The 16,039-nt window shown below is 66.6% G+C and carries 16 protein-coding genes; 2 read left to right on the top strand and 14 right to left on the bottom strand.

The genetic code is table 11. The features are described 5' to 3' along the window. Positions 1–141 precede the first annotated feature (141 nt). The 8 genes from H261_RS03470 to H261_RS03435 all read right to left on the bottom strand — a co-directional run bounded on the left by H261_RS03470 (position 142) and on the right by H261_RS03435 (position 8,234). Positions 142–783: a NapC/NirT family cytochrome c gene (locus tag H261_RS03470; RefSeq protein ID WP_040475646.1), complete on the bottom strand. Its 642-nt coding sequence runs from the start codon at positions 781–783 to the stop codon at positions 142–144. A 20-nt stretch (positions 784–803) separates the two neighbouring features. Further along, complete coding sequence (locus H261_RS03465; RefSeq protein WP_008614357.1) at positions 804–1,259, bottom strand: nitrate reductase cytochrome c-type subunit; 456 nt, start codon at positions 1,257–1,259, stop codon at positions 804–806. A gap of 37 nt (positions 1,260–1,296) precedes the next feature. Beyond that, positions 1,297–2,229 (bottom strand): quinol dehydrogenase ferredoxin subunit NapH, encoded by a 933-nt coding sequence (gene napH / locus H261_RS03460; RefSeq protein ID WP_008614355.1) that lies wholly within the window; start codon positions 2,227–2,229, stop codon positions 1,297–1,299. After that, positions 2,226–3,053, bottom strand: coding sequence for a ferredoxin-type protein NapG (napG, locus tag H261_RS03455; RefSeq protein ID WP_052004133.1), 828 nt, complete (start codon positions 3,051–3,053; stop codon positions 2,226–2,228). The genes napH and napG overlap by 4 nt, the downstream gene beginning before the upstream one ends. A 68-nt stretch (positions 3,054–3,121) precedes the next feature. Continuing rightward, the gene (napA, locus tag H261_RS03450; RefSeq protein WP_008614350.1) at positions 3,122–5,605 is read right to left on the bottom strand and encodes a nitrate reductase catalytic subunit NapA; all 2,484 of its coding nucleotides are present in this window, start codon (positions 5,603–5,605) and stop codon (positions 3,122–3,124) included. Continuing rightward, the gene (locus tag H261_RS03445) at positions 5,602–5,916 is read right to left on the bottom strand and encodes a chaperone NapD (RefSeq protein ID WP_008614348.1); all 315 of its coding nucleotides are present in this window, start codon (positions 5,914–5,916) and stop codon (positions 5,602–5,604) included. Before H261_RS03445 ends, napA begins: the two co-directional genes overlap by 4 nt. An 11-nt stretch (positions 5,917–5,927) precedes the next feature. After that, positions 5,928–6,443, bottom strand: coding sequence for a ferredoxin-type protein NapF (locus H261_RS03440; RefSeq protein ID WP_040475645.1), 516 nt, complete (start codon positions 6,441–6,443; stop codon positions 5,928–5,930). Between the two features lie 144 nt (positions 6,444–6,587). Next, on the bottom strand, positions 6,588–8,234 hold the full coding sequence (locus tag H261_RS03435) for a sensor domain-containing protein (RefSeq protein WP_008614345.1): 1,647 nt from the start codon (positions 8,232–8,234) through the stop codon (positions 6,588–6,590). Positions 8,235–8,452: 218 nt separating this feature from the next. Between H261_RS03435 and nudC the strand changes: the two genes are divergently transcribed. Next, positions 8,453–9,376, top strand: a complete 924-nt coding sequence (gene nudC, locus H261_RS03430; protein WP_008614343.1) for an NAD(+) diphosphatase — start codon at positions 8,453–8,455, stop codon at positions 9,374–9,376. A 3-nt stretch (positions 9,377–9,379) separates the two neighbouring features. Here nudC and H261_RS03425 read toward each other — a convergent pair whose 3' ends face one another. From H261_RS03425 to H261_RS03405, 5 genes are all read right to left on the bottom strand, one after another. Then, entirely contained in the window at positions 9,380–10,270 is an 891-nt protein-coding gene (locus H261_RS03425) for a phosphoribulokinase (protein WP_008614341.1), read from the bottom strand. Between the two features lie 14 nt (positions 10,271–10,284). Beyond that, entirely contained in the window at positions 10,285–11,664 is a 1,380-nt protein-coding gene (locus H261_RS03420) for a ribulose-bisphosphate carboxylase (RefSeq protein ID WP_008614340.1), read from the bottom strand. 155 nt (positions 11,665–11,819) lie between these two features. Further along, positions 11,820–12,242, bottom strand: coding sequence for a deoxycytidylate deaminase (locus H261_RS03415; protein WP_052004135.1), 423 nt, complete (start codon positions 12,240–12,242; stop codon positions 11,820–11,822). A gap of 5 nt (positions 12,243–12,247) precedes the next feature. Beyond that, a complete protein-coding gene (gene hemN / locus H261_RS03410; RefSeq protein WP_008614329.1) occupies positions 12,248–13,603 on the bottom strand; it encodes an oxygen-independent coproporphyrinogen III oxidase in 1,356 nt (451 codons plus the stop codon). Positions 13,604–13,709: 106 nt separating this feature from the next. Beyond that, positions 13,710–14,486, bottom strand: a complete 777-nt coding sequence (locus H261_RS03405; protein ID WP_008614328.1) for a hypothetical protein — start codon at positions 14,484–14,486, stop codon at positions 13,710–13,712. A gap of 130 nt (positions 14,487–14,616) precedes the next feature. On the opposite strand from H261_RS03405, the gene H261_RS03400 reads away from it, so the two are divergent. Next, positions 14,617–15,246 carry a ribonuclease T2 gene (locus H261_RS03400; protein ID WP_008614327.1) on the top strand — a complete coding sequence of 210 codons (630 nt, stop codon included), beginning with the start codon at positions 14,617–14,619 and terminating at the stop codon, positions 15,244–15,246. Here H261_RS03400 and H261_RS03395 read toward each other — a convergent pair. Next, entirely contained in the window at positions 15,238–15,933 is a 696-nt protein-coding gene (locus tag H261_RS03395; RefSeq protein ID WP_008614326.1) for an alpha/beta fold hydrolase, read from the bottom strand. The two genes, H261_RS03400 and H261_RS03395, sit on opposite strands and share 9 nt — an antisense overlap. Positions 15,934–16,039 lie beyond the last annotated feature (106 nt).

Raw genomic sequence — 16,039 nt, 5'->3', positions numbered from 1 at the left:
ACCCGCGCGGCAACGGCTGACCGGCGGCGGGCCGATCGTAGAATCCGCCCCGGTGCCGCACAAGGCGCTTCTTCAACGCCAAAAAAAGGGCCTCCCGGGGAGTCTCGGGAGGCCCATGATGGTCGGGTCAAGCGGTGGTCCCTACGGCTTGACCGCCCCGCCCACGCTCTCGTTGATCTCCCGCTCCGCCTTGAAGGCGCCGGCGGGAAGCTGGTGAGCGATACCCTTGTGGCAGTCGATGCAGGTCTTGCCCTGCTGTTCCGCCTCGGTATGACGGTTGCGCGCGCGGGCCTGCTGCCGGGTCAGGTCGAACGCCCCGAAATTGTGGCAGTTGCGGCATTCGCGCGAGTCGGTTTCCTTCATGGCCGTCCACACGTGCTTGGCCAGTTCGATGCGCTTGGCCTCGAACTTCTCGCGCGTGTCGATGGAGCCCAGGAGCTTGTGCCAGACCTCGTTGGACGCCTGGACCTTGCGGATCATCTTGTAGATCCACGGACGCGGCACGTGGCAGTCCGGGCAGGTGGCCCGCACGCCGGAACGGTTCGAGTCGTGGATGGTGCCGCGATACTCGCGGTAGACGTTCTGCTCCATCTCGTGACAGCTGAGGCAGAAGGTCTCGGTGTTGGTCATTTCCATCGCCCAGTTGAAACCACCCCAACCGACGACGCCGAGGATGACGCCGACCAGCAGCAATCCCCCCAACGACCAGCTGGTGCAGGGACGGCGCAACGTCGCCCACCACCCGCTCAACACGCCTTGCTTGGCCGGATTCTCAGTGCTCATGGCCCGATCCTTCCCTTGGCCTAGCGGATGTTGGTGTTGGTCGTGGCGGCCTGGAACTTGTTGTCAACCAGCGGCTTGGCGTCCACCTGCGGCACATGGCACTGCTTGCAGAAATACCGGTTGCCGTTGACCACGTCCTGGCGCACGCCATTCCGGTCGATGTAGTGCAGGTCCGAAATCTTCGGAGCCTTCTCCTGGTCGCTGTACGGCCATTCGTGGCAGCGCAGGCACTGATTGACCTTGAGATCGATTTCGTACTTGTCGGTGGTGTGCGGCACCAGCGGCGGCTGCTGGCGATAGGCGCGCTCGTGCTTCGAGCCCTCCATCACCTTGTAGATGGCCGGCGGCGCATCAGGCGCGTCAGCGGCGGCGGGACGAAGCGACTTCACTTCACCGGCCACCACTCCCAGAGCGGTCACCCCCATGCCCAGCGCCAGGGCCAGCGCGAGGGCGATTGCCTTGATCTTAGTCTTCACTGCGGTCACTCCCCTTCCAGAACTCTCGAAAAAATCGTCAGGCGGCCTTCACACCGGCCTTCGACGGCGGAGCGTCGGAGGGAACGTTGTGAAAGCGGGTATCAAACCGGAACACGGTCTTTGAACACACGTCGATGCAACGGCCGCAATTGGTGCAGTCGTGCGACATGATGACGGGCCCCACGCCCTTGTCCGCGCCGCGCAGGGCGGGCGCGATGACGTGGCGTTCGGGGCAGACGGCGAAGCAATCCATGCAATCGTCGCAGGCGGCGCGGTTGACCGCGGCTACCCGCAGCACCGCCGCCCGGCCCAGCAGGCCGTAGAAGGCCCCCACCGGGCAGAGATGGGTGCACCAGCCGCGCTGGGCGACGCCCAGATCGAACAGGAACACCGCCAGGGTGATCAGGCTGGCCGAGCCGAAGGTCAGGATCGACCCGGTGACCAGCCCGCGATGCAGCATGGTCACCGGATTGACCAGCTCCCAGGCGATGGCGCCGGTGACGGCCGAGGCCGCCAGCACGCCGCCCAGCACCCACAGGCGGGTGCGGCGGTTGAGCGACAGCCCCTTCTCGATTCCCAGGCGGGTGCGCAGCCAGTGGGCCAGGTCGGTGACGGCGTTGACCGGACAGACCCACGAGCAGTACATGCGCCCGCCGACCACCAGATAGGCGGCCAGGACGATGGCGGCGCCGATCAGGGCGGCGGCGGTCATCACATGCCCGGCGGCCAGGGCCTGCAGCACCATCAGCGGATCGGTGAGCGGCAGCACGCCCAGCGTCAGGCTCGACGCCAGATTGCCCTTGGCGATCCACACGCCCCACAGCGGGCCGGTCAGGAAGACGGCGACCACCAGGGCCTGGGACAGGCGCCGCGCCAGCAGCCACTTGTTGGCGGCCAGCCAGCCCTTGGCGGCCACCGCCGAGGCGCCGGGATTGTCGATGCCGGGATGAGCGGCCCTGGCGGCACTCATGGCTTGAACTCCTTGAAGCCGCCGTCGGGGCGCTTCTCAAGCTTGTAGGTGCCGCCCGGCGTCATCTCGACGCCCTCCATGCCGCGCACCTGCACCTCGGGGCTGGGTTCGACCAGCGAGCCGCCGGCGCTCTTCTTCTCTTCCCAGCCCAGGCGGTAATGCTTGCCCAGCTGGCCGGTGGCCAAAGCGTGGGGCAGCACCTTGATGGCCGCCTCGTCCAGGACGCAGGCCCGCTCGCACTTGCCGCAGCCGGTACACTTGGCCGAATGGACGGTGGGGATGAAGAAGGCGTGCTTGGCGGTGCGCGCGTTGTGGCTGAGTTCGAGCGTGATGGCCTCGCCGATGCGCGGGCAGACCCGGTAGCACACGTCGCAGCGCAGGCCGAGGAAGTTCAGACAGGTCTCCTGGCCGACCAGGACCGCCACGCCCATCTTGGCGTTCTTGATGTCCTTGAGCCCCTTGTCCAGCGCGCCCGTCGGGCAGGCGGCGACACAGGGGATATGCTCGCACATCTCGCAAGGGACCTTGCGGGCGTTGAAGAACGGGGTGCCGAGCGTCGGGCCGTCGCCCAGGTCGGACAGCTTCAATGTATCGTAGGGGCAATCCTTGACGCACAGCCCGCAACGGACGCAGGCGGCGAGGAAATCCTTCTCGGCCACCGCCCCGGGCGGCCTGAGCGCCACCGCCTCGGCGCGGCGCCGGGCGGGAATGGCCAGAAGCGCACCAATCAGACCGACCGTGCAGGCGCCCTTGACCGTTCCGGCCAGCACGGCTCGCCGGTTGTGGTCCACAGCATCCCCACCTGTCTTGTGGTGCCTGGCCATGATTGGCTTCTCCGATGGTCGGGGCCGCCCGCCCCGTTGGGCGAAGCGGGCGGCCCGTCCCTTCTTCCCTAGGCCTTGGTCACCTTGACGGCGCACTTCTTGTAGTCGCTCTCCTTGGAGATCGGGCAAGTGGCGTCAAGAGTGAGCTTGTTGACCAGCTGGCTTTCGTCGAAGAACGGCATGTAGACCAGCCCTTCCGGCGGCTTGTTACGGCCACGGGTGTCGATGCGGGTGGTCACCTCGCCGCGCCGGCTCGCGATCTTGACCACGTCGCCGTTGCGCAAGGAGCGCTTGGCGGCGTCGTTGGGATGCATGTAGAGCACGGCGTTGGGAATCGACTTGTGCAGCTCCGGCACGCGACGGGTCATGGACCCCGAGTGCCAGTGCTCCAGCACGCGGCCGGTGGACAGCCACAAATCGTATTCCTTGTCCGGCGCCTCGGCGGCCGGGGCGTAGGGCAGCGCGAAGATCCAGGCCTTGCCGTCGGGCTTGCCGTAGAACTTCACCCCCTCGCCCGTCTTGACGTAGGGGTCGTAGCCCTCGCGGAAGCGCCACAGGGTCTCCTTGCCGTCCACCACCGGCCAGCGCAGGCCACGGGCCTTGTGGTAGGTCTCGAACGGCGCCAGGTCGTGGGCATGGCCGCGGCCGAAGGCGGCGTATTCCTCGAACAGGCCCTTCTGGGCGTAGTAGCCGAACGCCTTGGACTCGTCGTTCTCGAAGCCGGCCTGCAGCTCGGTCAGCGGGAACTTGTCCACCTGGCCGTTCTTGAAGAGCACCTCGTAGAGGGTCTTGCCACGGACTTCCGGCTTCTTGGCGATCAGTTCCTCCGGCCACACTTCCTCGATCTTGAAGCGCTTGGAGAATTCCATCAGCTGCCACAGGTCGGACTTGGCCTCGCCCGGGGCCTTGACCTGCTGACGCCAGAACTGGGTGCGGCGCTCGGCGTTGCCGTAGGCGCCTTCCTTCTCCATCCACATGGCGGTGGGCAGGATCAGGTCGGCCGACAGCGCGGTGACGGTGGGATAGGGATCGGACACCACCACGAAGTTGGCGGGGTTGCGGTAGCCCGGATACCCCTCCTCGTTCATGTTGGGGGCGGTCTGCATGTTGTTGGTGCACATCACCCAATAGGCGTTCAGCTTGCCATCCTTCAGCATGCGGTGCTGGAGAACGGCGTGATAGCCGATCTTGGGATTGAGCGTGCCTTCCGGCAGTTGCCACACCTTCTCGGTCAGCGCCCGGTGCTTGTCGTTCATGACCACCATGTCGGCGGGCAGACGGTGGGCGAAGGTGCCGACCTCGCGGGCGGTGCCGCAGGCCGAGGGCTGGCCGGTCAGCGAGAACGGGCTGTTGCCCGGCTCGGAGATCTTGCCCATCAGCAGGTGCACGTTGTAGATCATGTTGTTGACCCACGTGCCGCGCGTGTGCTGGTTGAAGCCCATGGTCCAGAAGGACACCACCTTGACCTTGGGATCGGCATACAGCTTGGCCAGGGCCTCCAGCTTGTCGGCGGGCACGCCGGACAGCTTGGACACCTTCTCCACCGTGTATTCGGACACGAAGGCCTTGAACTCGTCGAAGGTCATCGGGTCGGACTTGTCCGGCGTGGCCGCGTTGGCCTGGTCCTTCTCGAGCGGGTTGGTCGGACGCAGGCCGTAGCCGATGTCGGTGACGCCCTTCTTGAAGGTGCAGTGCTTCTCGATGAACTCCTTGTTATAGGCGTTCTTCGAGATGATGTAGTGACAGATGTAGTTCAGGATCGCCAGATCGGTCTGGGGCGTGAACACCATCGGCAGGTCGGCCAACTCGAACGAGCGGTGCTCGAAGGTCGACAGCACGGCGACCTTGCAGCCCTCGTGGGTCAGGCGGCGGTCGGTGACGCGCGACCACAGGATGGGGTGCATCTCCGCCATGTTCGAGCCCCACAGCACGAAGGCGTCGGTCTGCTCGATGTCGTCGTAGCAGCCCATGGGCTCGTCGATGCCGAAGGTGCGCATGAAGCCGGCCACCGCCGACGCCATGCAATGGCGCGCGTTGGGGTCGAGGTTGTTGGAGCGGAAGCCGGCCTTGTACAGCTTGACGGCGGCATAGCCCTCCCAGATGGTCCACTGGCCGGAACCGAACATGCCGACGCGGGTCACGCCGTCGGGCTTCTTCAGCTGTTCCTTCCACTTCTCGGCCATGATGTCGAAGGCCTGATCCCACGAGATCGGCGTGAATTCGCCGTCCTTGGCGAACTTGCCGTTCTTCATGCGCAGCAGGGGCTTGGTCAGCCGGTCCTCGCCGTACATGATCTTGGACAGGAAGTAGCCCTTGATGCAATTGAGGCCGCGGTTGACGGGCGAGTCGGGGTCGCCCTGGGTGGCGACCACGCGGCCGTCCTGCACGCCCACCAGCACGGCACAGCCGGTGCCGCAGAACCGGCAGACACCCTTGTCCCAGCGGATATTGGCTTTTGCCGGCTGGGCGACGGCCGGCGTGGCGATTCCCGCGGCGGCAGCAGTGGCCGCGACGGCGTTCGCCTTGATGAAGTCGCGCCTGGTGAGGCTCATGAAACGGTCTCCCCTTCCAGATCAAGATCGGAATCAAAGTGATGGTAAACCAGGGACACATTCAAAATGCCCTGGATGTCGGTCAGACTGGTTATCGTGGCGCCCGCCCAGTTGCCTTCGGCATCCTCGACGGTCACCACCATCCTGCCATCGTCGGTCATGGTGTGGACCTCGACGCCGGGAATCCGCGTGAGGGCATCATGAACCTCGTGCCGGCGCTCCGGCTTGACGTGTATCAACACGCCGCAGATGTTCTCCACCTGCTCCCTGGGCTTGGTTTGCTCGGTGGCAACGAAGGTCGCGAGTCTCATTCCCTAACCTCTCAGGCTCGAACCAAAGGTGCCATGGACAGCGCCCCGACCGGACAGGCCGAGACACAAATTCCACAACCATTACAGGACTCGTCGGCGATCTCGGGCAGCACGCGGCCGCCCGGCAAAGGCCTGAACTTGATGGCGTGGGGATCGCAGGGATCGCCGCACAGGCGGCAGGTCACGCCTTGAATGGAAATACACGCCGCCCCCAGCCGCGCCAGCACCGGCAAGCGGTCGGCGGCGTCGAAAACGGTGCGGTCCAGGGCCGCCGGCCGGCCGTTGCGCGGAACGCAGGCGGTAGCGCAATCGCCGCAGAAGGTGCAGCCGCCGCGGCTGAAATCGATCACCGGCAGGCCGTCGTCGCCCTTGGCGAGAATCTGTTCGGGGCAGGCGGGGAGGCAGGCGCCGCAACCATCACAGGCAGCGGCAAAGGTCTCGATGCTCCAGGGCGGACGCGGGCCCGACGGCGCCCGGCTGGTGGGCCGCCTCGTCAACAACGTCCGCCGGGACACTAGCCCAGACATCGGAATCCCTCCCTCGGCAGGCTGCCCCCTCTCCCCCGGGGCAGCGCCAGATGACGAAAAATGTCATCCCGCCCGTTCCACCGCTTTGACGTTGGTCAAAAGACCCCGAAAAACTACGGGATGAACCGCGACCAAAAGGTGAATTTATGCGTGAAGCAGGACCGGCTGGCGCATCATGCGCTCGAACTCCTCGGCGGGCACTGGCCGAGAGTAATAGAACCCTTGTACGGTATCGCATCCATTGTTGCGCAGGAACATGATGTGCGCGGCGATTTCAGCCCCCTCGGCCACCACCTCCAGGTTGAGGCCGCGCGACAGGCCGATGATGGCCCGGGCGATCTCGGCGGTCTTGGGGTTGGTATCCACGTCGGCGATGAAGGCGCGGTCGATCTTCAACGTGGTGATGGGAAAGCGCCCGAGATAGCTGAGCGAGGAATAGCCGGTGCCGAAATCGTCGATGGACAGGCCGATGCCGAGGTCGCGCAGCGCCTTCATCTTGCGCACCGCCGCGTCCACGTCGTTCATCAGCATGCTCTCGGTGATCTCCAGTTCCAGCCACTTGGGATCGAGGCCGGTATCGTCCAGCGCCTCGGTCACCGTCTCGATCAGGCCGCGCGAGCGGAACTGGCGGGCCGAGACATTGACCGACACCTTGAGCGGGTCGAAGCCGGCATTCTGCCATTTGCGGTTCTGCCGGCAGGATTCGCGGAGAACCCAGGTGCCGATGGCCTCGATCTGGCCGCTTTCCTCGGCGACGGGAATGAACTCGCCGGGCGAGACCATGCCGCGCTCGGGGTCCATCCAGCGGATCAGCGCCTCGGCGCCGACGATGGTGTCGCGGTCAGCCGAGACCTTGGGCTGGTAGAAGACGACGAATTCCTCGTTGGCCAGCGCCCGGCGCATGCGGCCCTCCAGTTCCAGGCGGGACTTGGCCTTGCGGTTCATGTCCTTGGAGAAGAACTGGTACTGGTTGCGGCCCGAGACCTTGGCGTAATGCAGGGCGTTCTCGGCATGCTTGACCAGCTGGGCGCCGGAATCGGCGTCCAGCGGATAGACGCTGATGCCGATGGAGAAGGTTATCACCACTTCCTGCCCGTCCAGGGCGAAGGGTTCCTTGACGGCGTTGAGCGCCTTCTCGGCGACGATGACGCTGTCGTCGGTATCGGCGATGGCCATCACCAGGGCGAACTTGTCGCCGTCGAGGCGCACCGCCGTATCGGTCTCGCGCACGCAGATCTTGAGACGCCGCGCCACTTCGATCAGCAGGCGGTCGCCGGCCCCGTGGCCCAGCGCGTCGTTGACCAGGGTGAAACGGTCCAGCCCCATCATCATCAACGCCACCGAACCGCCGGTGCGGTTGGCCTGCAGCACCGCCTGGCCGATACGGTCGGCGTAGAGGTCGCGGTTGGGCAGCCCGGTCAGGGTGTCGTAGCCGAAGGTGCCGTTATCGCCGCTGCAATCCTCGGCGGCGGCCGGACGCACCACGCAAAGATAACGGTCGGGAAAGTCGGCGGCCGAGTTGATGGCGGCGGCGGTGACCTCGAAGGGGCGTTCCCTGCCGTCGGGGCAGGCGACCATGCCCTGCCAGCGTCCGCCCGCCCCCGGCATCATGGCCCGGTGGATCATGCCGGCCGCCAGCCGGGAAACCTCGGCGCCGCCGGCCGAGGCGAAGCCCATCAGCGTCTCGAACGCCGGGTTCGAACGCAGAGGATTGCCCTCTCCGTCGGCGATGATCACCGCGTCGCGGATTGAATCGAGAAGACCGTTCAGAAGGGCTTGGATGTCATTCATGCGTCACCGTGCGGGACAATCTTCCAAATTGCCACCGGATTCGCAATCTTCTTCTCGCGAGCTTTCATACCGGCCGACCATCGATAATGGCCGGCCCCATGCCCCTCGCCGGGCGGCCGTCTCCGCGGCCTTGGCCGCCGCCTCGACGGCGGCTAAATACCGGCCAACGAGTCGAATCAGAGGTTGGCCGGCATTTCAAGCCATGCCAAGCTGCCGCCATGATCGCACCCATCCTTTATTCGGGCCTCGGCCTGGACCGGGCCCACCCCGTCCGCCGAGGCGGTGACGCCGCCGAGTTGATGCGCCGTCCGGGCACCCGCTTCACCCTTTACTGGCGCGGACGCCAGTTGGTGGGCGGCACGCCGCCCGCCATACGCTGGCTCGACCGCGCCTATGGTCTGCGTCTCGCCGAGGCCACCGGCGGCAATTGCCTGCTGCTGGGCGAAGATACCGCCGGCCCCTTGCTGGCGCTGGACGTCTCGGCCCTGGAGGGCGGCGAGCACGGCCCCGAGATGGGCGGCAACTGGGTCTGGCTGCGCTCGGTGGGCGGATTGCTGCCGGCCCAGGACGCCGCCCTGCTGGCCTATGCCCGCGGCGTGCTGGTCTGGCGCGAGAAGACCCGCTTCTGCGCCAGCTGCGGCGGCGGCCTGATGGTCCAGGATTCCGGCCATTCGGCCAAATGCGCCGATGAAGCCTGCGGCGCGCTGCATTTCCCGCGCACCGACCCGGCGATCATCATGCTGGTCACCGATTCGGCGGGCCGCGCCCTGCTGGGCCGCCAGCCGGTATGGACCCCCGGCATGTATTCCTGTCTGGCCGGTTTCGTCGAGCCCGGCGAGTCCCTGGAGGACGCCGTGGCCCGCGAGGTGTGGGAGGAAGCCGGCATCAGGGTGCGCTCAACCACGTACGTAGCGAGTCAGCCCTGGCCCTTCCCGTCGTCGATCATGATCGGCTTCAACGCCGTCGCCGAGGATGGCGAGCCGGTGCCCGACCCGCACGAGATCGAGGAGGTGCGCTGGTTCACCCGGGACGAGGTCCGCGCCTTCGGCGAGGCCGACCGCCCCGGCGAGGCGGGCCGCTTCCTGCCGCGCCGGGATTCCATCGCCCGGGCGCTGGTCGAGGGCTGGCTGCTGAACGCCTGACCGTCACCCCAGCAGGGTGCGGCGCTCTTCCATGATGCGGCGCAGGATGGGGGTGAGGATCAGCTCCATGGCCAGTCCCATCTTGCCGCCGGGCACCACGATGGTGTTGCGGCGGCTCATCCACGAATCCTTCAGCATCTGCAGCAGGAACGGGAAATCGACGCGGAAGCGGTCGGGCTTGCGGAAGCGGATCACCACCAGGCTCTCGTCGGCGGTGGGAATGTCGCGGGCGATGATGGGGTCCGAGGTGTCGACGATGGGCACCCGCTGGAAGTTGATGTCGGTCAGCTTGAACTGCGGCACCACATAGTGGACGTAATCGTGCATGCGGCGCAGGATGGTGTCCATCACCGCCTCTTCCGAATAGCCGCGTTCGCTGGTGTCGCGGTGGATCTTCTGAATCCACTCCAGATTGATCACCGGCACCACACCGATCTTCAGGTCCACATGCTGGGCGACGTTGTTGTCCCGCGTCACCACGCAGCCGTGCAGGCCCTCGTAGAACAGGCAGTCGGTATCCTCGGGCAGGTCCTCCCAGGGGGTGAACTCGCCGGACCCGATTCCCAGATGGGCGAAGCGCGCCGCCTCGTCGTCGTTGTGGACATAGAAGCGCCGCCGCCCCCGCCCGGTGTCGCCGTAGGAGGAGAACAGCTCCTCGAGCTGGGGGAAGAGGTTGGCGTCGGGGCCGAAATGGCTGAAGCGGCGGCTGCCCTTCTCCGCCTCGCCCATGGCCTTCTTCATGTCGGCGCGGTTGTAGCGGTGGAAGCTGTCGCCCTCGACCACCGCCGGCTTGATGCCCTCGCGGCGGAACATGTGCTCGAAGGCTTCCTTGACCGTGCTGGTCCCCGCCCCCGACGAACCGGTGACGGCGATGACCGGATGTTTCCTCGACACGATAGCGTCCCCCCTCAAGCCGCGATGCGCAGGCGATCGCGCCAGCCGGGATACAGCCGATCGGCGTCGGACGCAAAGGATTCGAACGCACCCTTAAGTTCAGGGTGGGCCAGGGCGTAGTCCACCAGGTCGATTCCCCGCATCCACGCCTCGTGGGCCTGGCGCAGCGACAGGGCACCGGCGACCGGCCCGTCCTTGTGGCCGAAGGCGCCGCCGCCCGAGGTCTGGATGACGTTGGAATGGCCGAGATTATCGAAGAATCCCGGCAGGCGGAGCGCGTTCATGCCGCCCGAGATGATCGGGGTGCAGGCCATCATGCCGCCCCAATCCTGGCGATAGTGCGGCCCGTCGGCCTCGGGGCGCTCCAGCATGTAGGCCACCATCTTCTCTTCCGGCACGCCTTCCATCTTGCCGTAGCCCATGGTGCCGGTATGGATGCCGCTGGCGCCGATCAGCCGGGCCATCTTCATGTGGACCAGCACGGTGTAGCCGCGCCTGGACTGGCGGGAGGTGACGGCGCCGTGCCCGGCCCGGTGGTAGTGGAGGAACTGGCCGGGAAAATTCCGCCGGCAGGTGGTCACCGCCGTCGGCCCGGCCACGAAGCCGTCCACCAGGAAGGCGACGTGGGAGGCGTTCTCGCCGAAGGTGTCGAGGATGAACCGGCCGCGCGCCACCATCTCGGCCGGATCGTCGGCGGTGATGTTGGCCGAGAACAGCTTGGCCTGGCCGGTCTCGTCCTGGGCGCGGCGCATGGCGTCGGCCACCAGAATCATGGTGTCCTTGAACGGCGCGAAGACCTGGTTGCCCTGGGGCTCGTCGTTCTTGATGAAGTCGCCGCCCAGCCAGAACTGGTGGCAGGCGTCGGCGAAGGGCTTGGGGCGCAGGCCCAGCTTGGGCTTGATGATGGTGCCGACCACCATGCCGCCGTCCACCTCGGGCCGGCCCAGCGCCCGCCACATCTGGGCGATGTTGCAGGCCGGGCCGTCGAACAGTTTCAGGAAATCCGGCGGAACGAGGAAATCCTCCATCTTGGCGTATTCCACGTCGCTCATGCCCTGGTTGTTGCCCACGGTCAGCGTCAGGAACGAGGCGATCATCGCCTTGCCGTCGATGATGTTGCGGTCGAACAGCTCCACCGGATAGGCGATCTTCATCAGCTCGGCCGCCTCGTCCACCTGATAGACCAGGGCGTCGACGCCGCGGGTGAAGTCGTCGGTGGTGCACACCTCCACATTGGTGCCGGTGGAGGATTCGGCGGCGAAATGGGCCGCTGTTTCCACATAGCCGAATCCCGGGCGCGGCTTCATGCGGTAGGCGCACAGCACATGGCGGCCGCCCGCGATCAGGTCGGCCTCGCGCAGTCCCAGGTTCACGTAGCGCTTCGACTGGTCCATGGTCCGACGTCTCCCAGAAGGTCCCGGGCCTTCGCCCTTGTATTCGCGGACGCTACTATGACCATGGCGCCCCGGCGGCGGAACACCCGGAGGGGGAGTGCGGGAAAATGACTTGGGTGGGACGCCCCCACCCGCCGAGAGTGGGCGGAGTGGCCTCAGCCCACCTGGACGCCGGATTCCTCGAACATCACCCGGGCGGTGTCGAATTCCTCGGCCGGCATGGAGGTGGTGCCGTCGCCCACGTGGATTTGCGCCACCCCGGCCTGGATCAGCGAGCGGGCGCAGCGCGAACAGGGGTAATGGGTGACGTAGACGGTGCAGCCCTTGAGGCTGACCCCCACCCGGGCGGCGTGGGCCACCAGGTTTTCCTCGGCGTGGGAGGTCCACAGGTATTTGGCCGGGCGCTCCATGCGCTCGGGCCGGTCCTCGACGCCGCGCGGCAGGCCGTTATAGCCGGTGGCCCTGATCTCGCCGTCGGGGCCGACCGCCACGGCGCCCACCTGGGTGCTGGGGTCCTTGGACTTGCTGGCGGCGTGCTTGGCGAAGCCCATGAAATAGTCGTACCAGGCCATGGTCATGATGCTCAAACCGCCTTGGAATGCCGCTGCTCGCCCGCCTTGAGGTAGCGGTCGAAGGCGGCGCAAACGGCGCGCACCAGGGTGCGGCCCTCCTCGGTGACATGGATGCGGTGGCCCTCGACCTCCACCAGCCCGTCGGCCTGCAAGGGGGCCAGCGAGGCCAACTCGGCCGCGAACTGCGAACCGTCGGAACCGTGACGGCCGGCGACCACGTCCAGGTCGACGCCCAGGTCGCACATCAGCCGCTCGATGATCTCGCGCCGCAACATGTCGTCGGGCGAAATCGCCACCCCGCGCGAGGTGGCCAGCCGGCCCTCGGCCATGGCGCGCTGATAGGCGTGCACCTCGCCGTCGTTGACCACGTAGCCCTGGGGCAGCGAGCCGATGCCCGACGCCCCGAAGCCGATCAGGGTGGTGGCGGAATCGGTGGTGTAGCCCTGGAAGTTGCGGTGCAGCCGCTTCTCCTTCAAGGCGATGGCCATGGCGTCGTCGGGGGCGGCGAAATGGTCCAGCCCGATCTGGACATAGCCCAGGGTCTCGGTCAGCAGCCGGCAGCCCTGTTCATACTGCTGCCAGCGGGTCTCGGTGTCGGGCAGGCTCTCTTCCGGGATCAGCCGCTGGTGCTTCTTCATCCACGGCACGTGGGCATAGCCGAACAGCGCCACCCGCTTCGGTCTGAAGCCCTTGACCGCGTGCTCGATGGTGGCCAGCAGCCCGTCCAGACTCTGGTGCGGCAGACCGTAGATCAGGTCGATATTGACCTCGGGCACGCCATGCTTGCCCAGCCATTCCACCACCCGCTCGGTGACCTCGTAGGGCTGGATGCGGTTGATGGCCCGCTGCACCTTGTCGTCCAGGTCCTGGACGCCGATGGAGGCCCGCGTCACCCCCGCCCCGGCCATGGCCTTGACATAGGCCTCGTCGGCGGTGCGCGGGTCCAGTTCCACCGCCACCTCGGCGTCGGCTTTAAGGATGAAGCGGCTCTTCAAGAGGTCGATGGTGCGGACGAAGTCGTCGGACGACAGGATGGTGGGCGAACCGCCACCGAAATGGACGTGGCGCGCCGTCATACGGGCGGGAAGCCGCCCGGCCACCAGATCCACCTCGCGCCACAGGGCGTCCATGTAGGCGGCGACGGGGGCGTAGCGCTTGGTGATCTTGGTGTGGCAGCCGCAGAACCAGCACATCTCGGCGCAGAAGGCGATGTGGAGGTAAAGCGACAGTTCCAGCTTGGGATCGATGCCGCCCAACCAGCCGCCGTAGGTCTCTGCCGTGACGCCGGGATGGAAATGCGGCGCGGTGGGGTAGGAGGTGTAGCGGGGAACGCGAAGGTCGTACTTGGCCGCAAGATCGGGGCGCATCGGAGGGTATCCCGGAAAATTCGGCCCAAACCTACTCCCAGCGGCCGCCAATTGGCAACACCGGGCGGCGTGGGGGTATTCGGTAGAAGCGGGCGTCCTGCCCGCATTACACCATGCAGGCGGCCAGATTGACCAGGAAGCCACCGATCAGGTGATGGGGATCGGTGCCGAATTCCTTCTGGAAGGCGGCCTCGTCCTTGCGGTCGAGGTTCTGCAGCGGATCGAACATGGCGTGGAAGAACATGCAGAATTCGCGCTCGCCGAACTGGATGGGGTCGTCGTAGGGAGAGTGCTCCTTGGTGACGAAGGCGTTGGAGGCCAGGCTGACCGTGGTGGGGCGGTACTGCATCAGCTTGATGAACCAGTCCTTGCGCAGGTCGTAGCGCTTGAACGAACCGGCGATCTTCACCAGCACGTGCCACTGGATGGCCTTGGCCTCGGGATCGTCGTAGAAGGCGTCCCAGGAGAAGCTGTCCCCCAGGTCATCCCGCAGCACCTTGACGATGGCGTTGCAGCGTTCGGCATGCTGCGCCTCGTCCTCGTCGCCCAGCACCATGCGCAGGAACGAGAAGATGTTGGGCACCAGCCCCCGGTCCAGCCGGTCCTCGGAAAACAGCCCGGACAGCGGATGCATCATCAGCCGTCCGAAGGCGTTGGTGCGCCGCTGCTCGATGCTTTCACCCTCCACCACCTCCATCATCTCGCGGTAGGAACGGTGGTAGAAATCATCGAAGGCGGTGGACTCCTTCAGCTCCGCCACCAGGGATTCGAGGGTGCGCATGTCGATGGCGTGGCCGTGCAACGCCTGCTCGGCGGCGCGGACCAGGGCGTCCAGGACCACATTGGTCGTCTTGCGCAGATGCTCCGGCCCCCGGCCCGTCATCGCTCACCTCGGTATGGAATCGATGATGGATGTTATCATCCAATTCTTAAGAATGTAATTCGCGCGCCGATTGCTTTCCAGGCCATCCAACCGTAAAGAAGCGGAAAGGATGCCAAATGGAAGGCTGCGGATGAAATTCCTCCTGATCATCGCCGGGCTGCTCCTCCCGGCCGCCGCCATGGCCGAGCAGTGCGGCCCGGCGCGGGGTACGGCGGGGCGCTACGACTACTACCTGTTCAGCCTGTCCTGGGCGCCCAGCTACTGCGACACGCCGGCGGGAAGCCGCGACCCGCGGCAATGCGGTCCCGGCGCCAGCTACGGCTTCGTGGTGCATGGGCTGTGGCCGCAATACGCCGAGGGCCGCTGGCCGCAATGCTGCCAGGCGGTGCCTGCGGTCAAGCCCTCGCCCACCGTGGACGAGGTGTCCAGGGTGATGGTCAGCCCCCGACTGCGGCAGCATGAATGGGACAAGCACGGCTCGTGCGTCACCGACCGCCAGGATGAGTATTTCGGCAAGATCAACCGGGCGGCGGCGGCCCTCGGCCTCGCCCCCGCCCTGCCCGCCGGCGGCGTCGAGCGGATCAGGGTCTCCGACCTGAAGCGGAACTGGCCGGTGCCGCCCAGATCCATCACCGTCCATTGCAAGGGCAGGCGCCTCGACGAGGTGCGTATCTGCCTGGACCGGGAACTGGCCCCCATGCCCTGCCCCGAGGCCCAGGTGAAGTCGGACAATTGTCCGGGAACGGTCGATCTACACTGACAGCCAGCGCCGTAATTCGGCGCTCACCGCCTCGGGCTGCTCCATGGGCGACAGGTGACCGCAATGGGGGACGGTCACCCGCCGCGCGCCCGGAATCAGCGCCGCCATCTCGTCGTGGCGGTCGGGCGGCGTCAGGGTATCCTCGGCGCCGCACAGCACCAGGGTCGGACACGACACCGCCCGCAGGGAATCCCGCGAATCGGGGCGCGCCATGATGGCGGCCTGCTGGCGGGCGAAGGCCTCTGCCCCCACCGCCCGGGCCATATCCTTGGCCAGCCCGGCGACGGCCGCGTCCGCCAGGTGGTCGGGATGCAGCAGCAAGGGCAGCATGGCCGGCATGATCCTGTCGAAGCCGCCCGAACGGGCCAGTTCGACGGCGTCCTTGCGCCGCTGGGTCTGCTCGGCCAGGTCGGGCCGCGCCGTGGTGTCGAGCAGGGCGAGACGCTCCACCCGCTCCGGCGCCCGGCGCATGATCTCCATGGCCACATAGCCGCCCATGGACAGGCCGGCCAGGGCGAAGCGCCCGGGCGCGGCATCCAGCACCCGGGCGGCCATGCCGCCCAGGGTATCGTCCCGGGTCAGGTCGCCGACCATCACCGTCCCCCGCCCGCCCAGGGCCTCCACCTGCCGCGACCACAGGCGGCAATCGTTGAGCAGGCCGGGCAGCAGGACGAGAACGGGGCTCATCCGGCCAGCTTGCGGATCAGCCAGGACACGCCGAAGCCCAGGCCGATCCAAAAGCCGTAGACCATCACGTTGTCGAGGAAAGCTTCCATGTTCATGGTGTCTGGCT

Origin of the sequence: Paramagnetospirillum caucaseum (assembly GCF_000342045.1) — a bacterium.
Classification (GTDB): domain Bacteria; phylum Pseudomonadota; class Alphaproteobacteria; order Rhodospirillales; family Magnetospirillaceae; genus Phaeospirillum; species Phaeospirillum caucaseum.
The sequence above is the reverse complement of the archived record's forward strand: the minus strand, read 5'-3'. Positions and strand labels throughout refer to the sequence as shown.

Excerpts from the sequence above, each read along its gene's own strand:
- napA (WP_008614350.1), bottom strand. The coding sequence starts at position 5,605 with ATGAGCCTCACCAGGCGCGACTTCATCAAGGCGAACGCCGTCGCGGCC.
- H261_RS03470 (WP_040475646.1), bottom strand. The coding sequence starts at position 783 with ATGAGCACTGAGAATCCGGCCAAGCAAGGCGTGTTGAGCGGGTGGTGG.
- H261_RS03405 (WP_008614328.1), bottom strand. The coding sequence starts at position 14,486 with ATGACGGGCCGGGGGCCGGAGCATCTGCGCAAGACGACCAATGTGGTC.
- hemN (WP_008614329.1), bottom strand. The coding sequence starts at position 13,603 with ATGCGCCCCGATCTTGCGGCCAAGTACGACCTTCGCGTTCCCCGCTAC.
- napG (WP_052004133.1), bottom strand. The coding sequence starts at position 3,053 with ATGGCCAGGCACCACAAGACAGGTGGGGATGCTGTGGACCACAACCGG.
- H261_RS03415 (WP_052004135.1), bottom strand. The coding sequence starts at position 12,242 with ATGACCATGGCCTGGTACGACTATTTCATGGGCTTCGCCAAGCACGCC.
- H261_RS03400 (WP_008614327.1), top strand. The coding sequence starts at position 14,617 with ATGAAATTCCTCCTGATCATCGCCGGGCTGCTCCTCCCGGCCGCCGCC.
- napH (WP_008614355.1), bottom strand. The coding sequence starts at position 2,229 with ATGAGTGCCGCCAGGGCCGCTCATCCCGGCATCGACAATCCCGGCGCC.
- H261_RS03435 (WP_008614345.1), bottom strand. The coding sequence starts at position 8,234 with ATGAATGACATCCAAGCCCTTCTGAACGGTCTTCTCGATTCAATCCGC.
- H261_RS03395 (WP_008614326.1), bottom strand. The coding sequence starts at position 15,933 with ATGAGCCCCGTTCTCGTCCTGCTGCCCGGCCTGCTCAACGATTGCCGC.
- nudC (WP_008614343.1), top strand. The coding sequence starts at position 8,453 with ATGATCGCACCCATCCTTTATTCGGGCCTCGGCCTGGACCGGGCCCAC.
- H261_RS03440 (WP_040475645.1), bottom strand. The coding sequence starts at position 6,443 with ATGTCTGGGCTAGTGTCCCGGCGGACGTTGTTGACGAGGCGGCCCACC.
- H261_RS03445 (WP_008614348.1), bottom strand. The coding sequence starts at position 5,916 with ATGAGACTCGCGACCTTCGTTGCCACCGAGCAAACCAAGCCCAGGGAG.
- H261_RS03420 (WP_008614340.1), bottom strand. The coding sequence starts at position 11,664 with ATGGACCAGTCGAAGCGCTACGTGAACCTGGGACTGCGCGAGGCCGAC.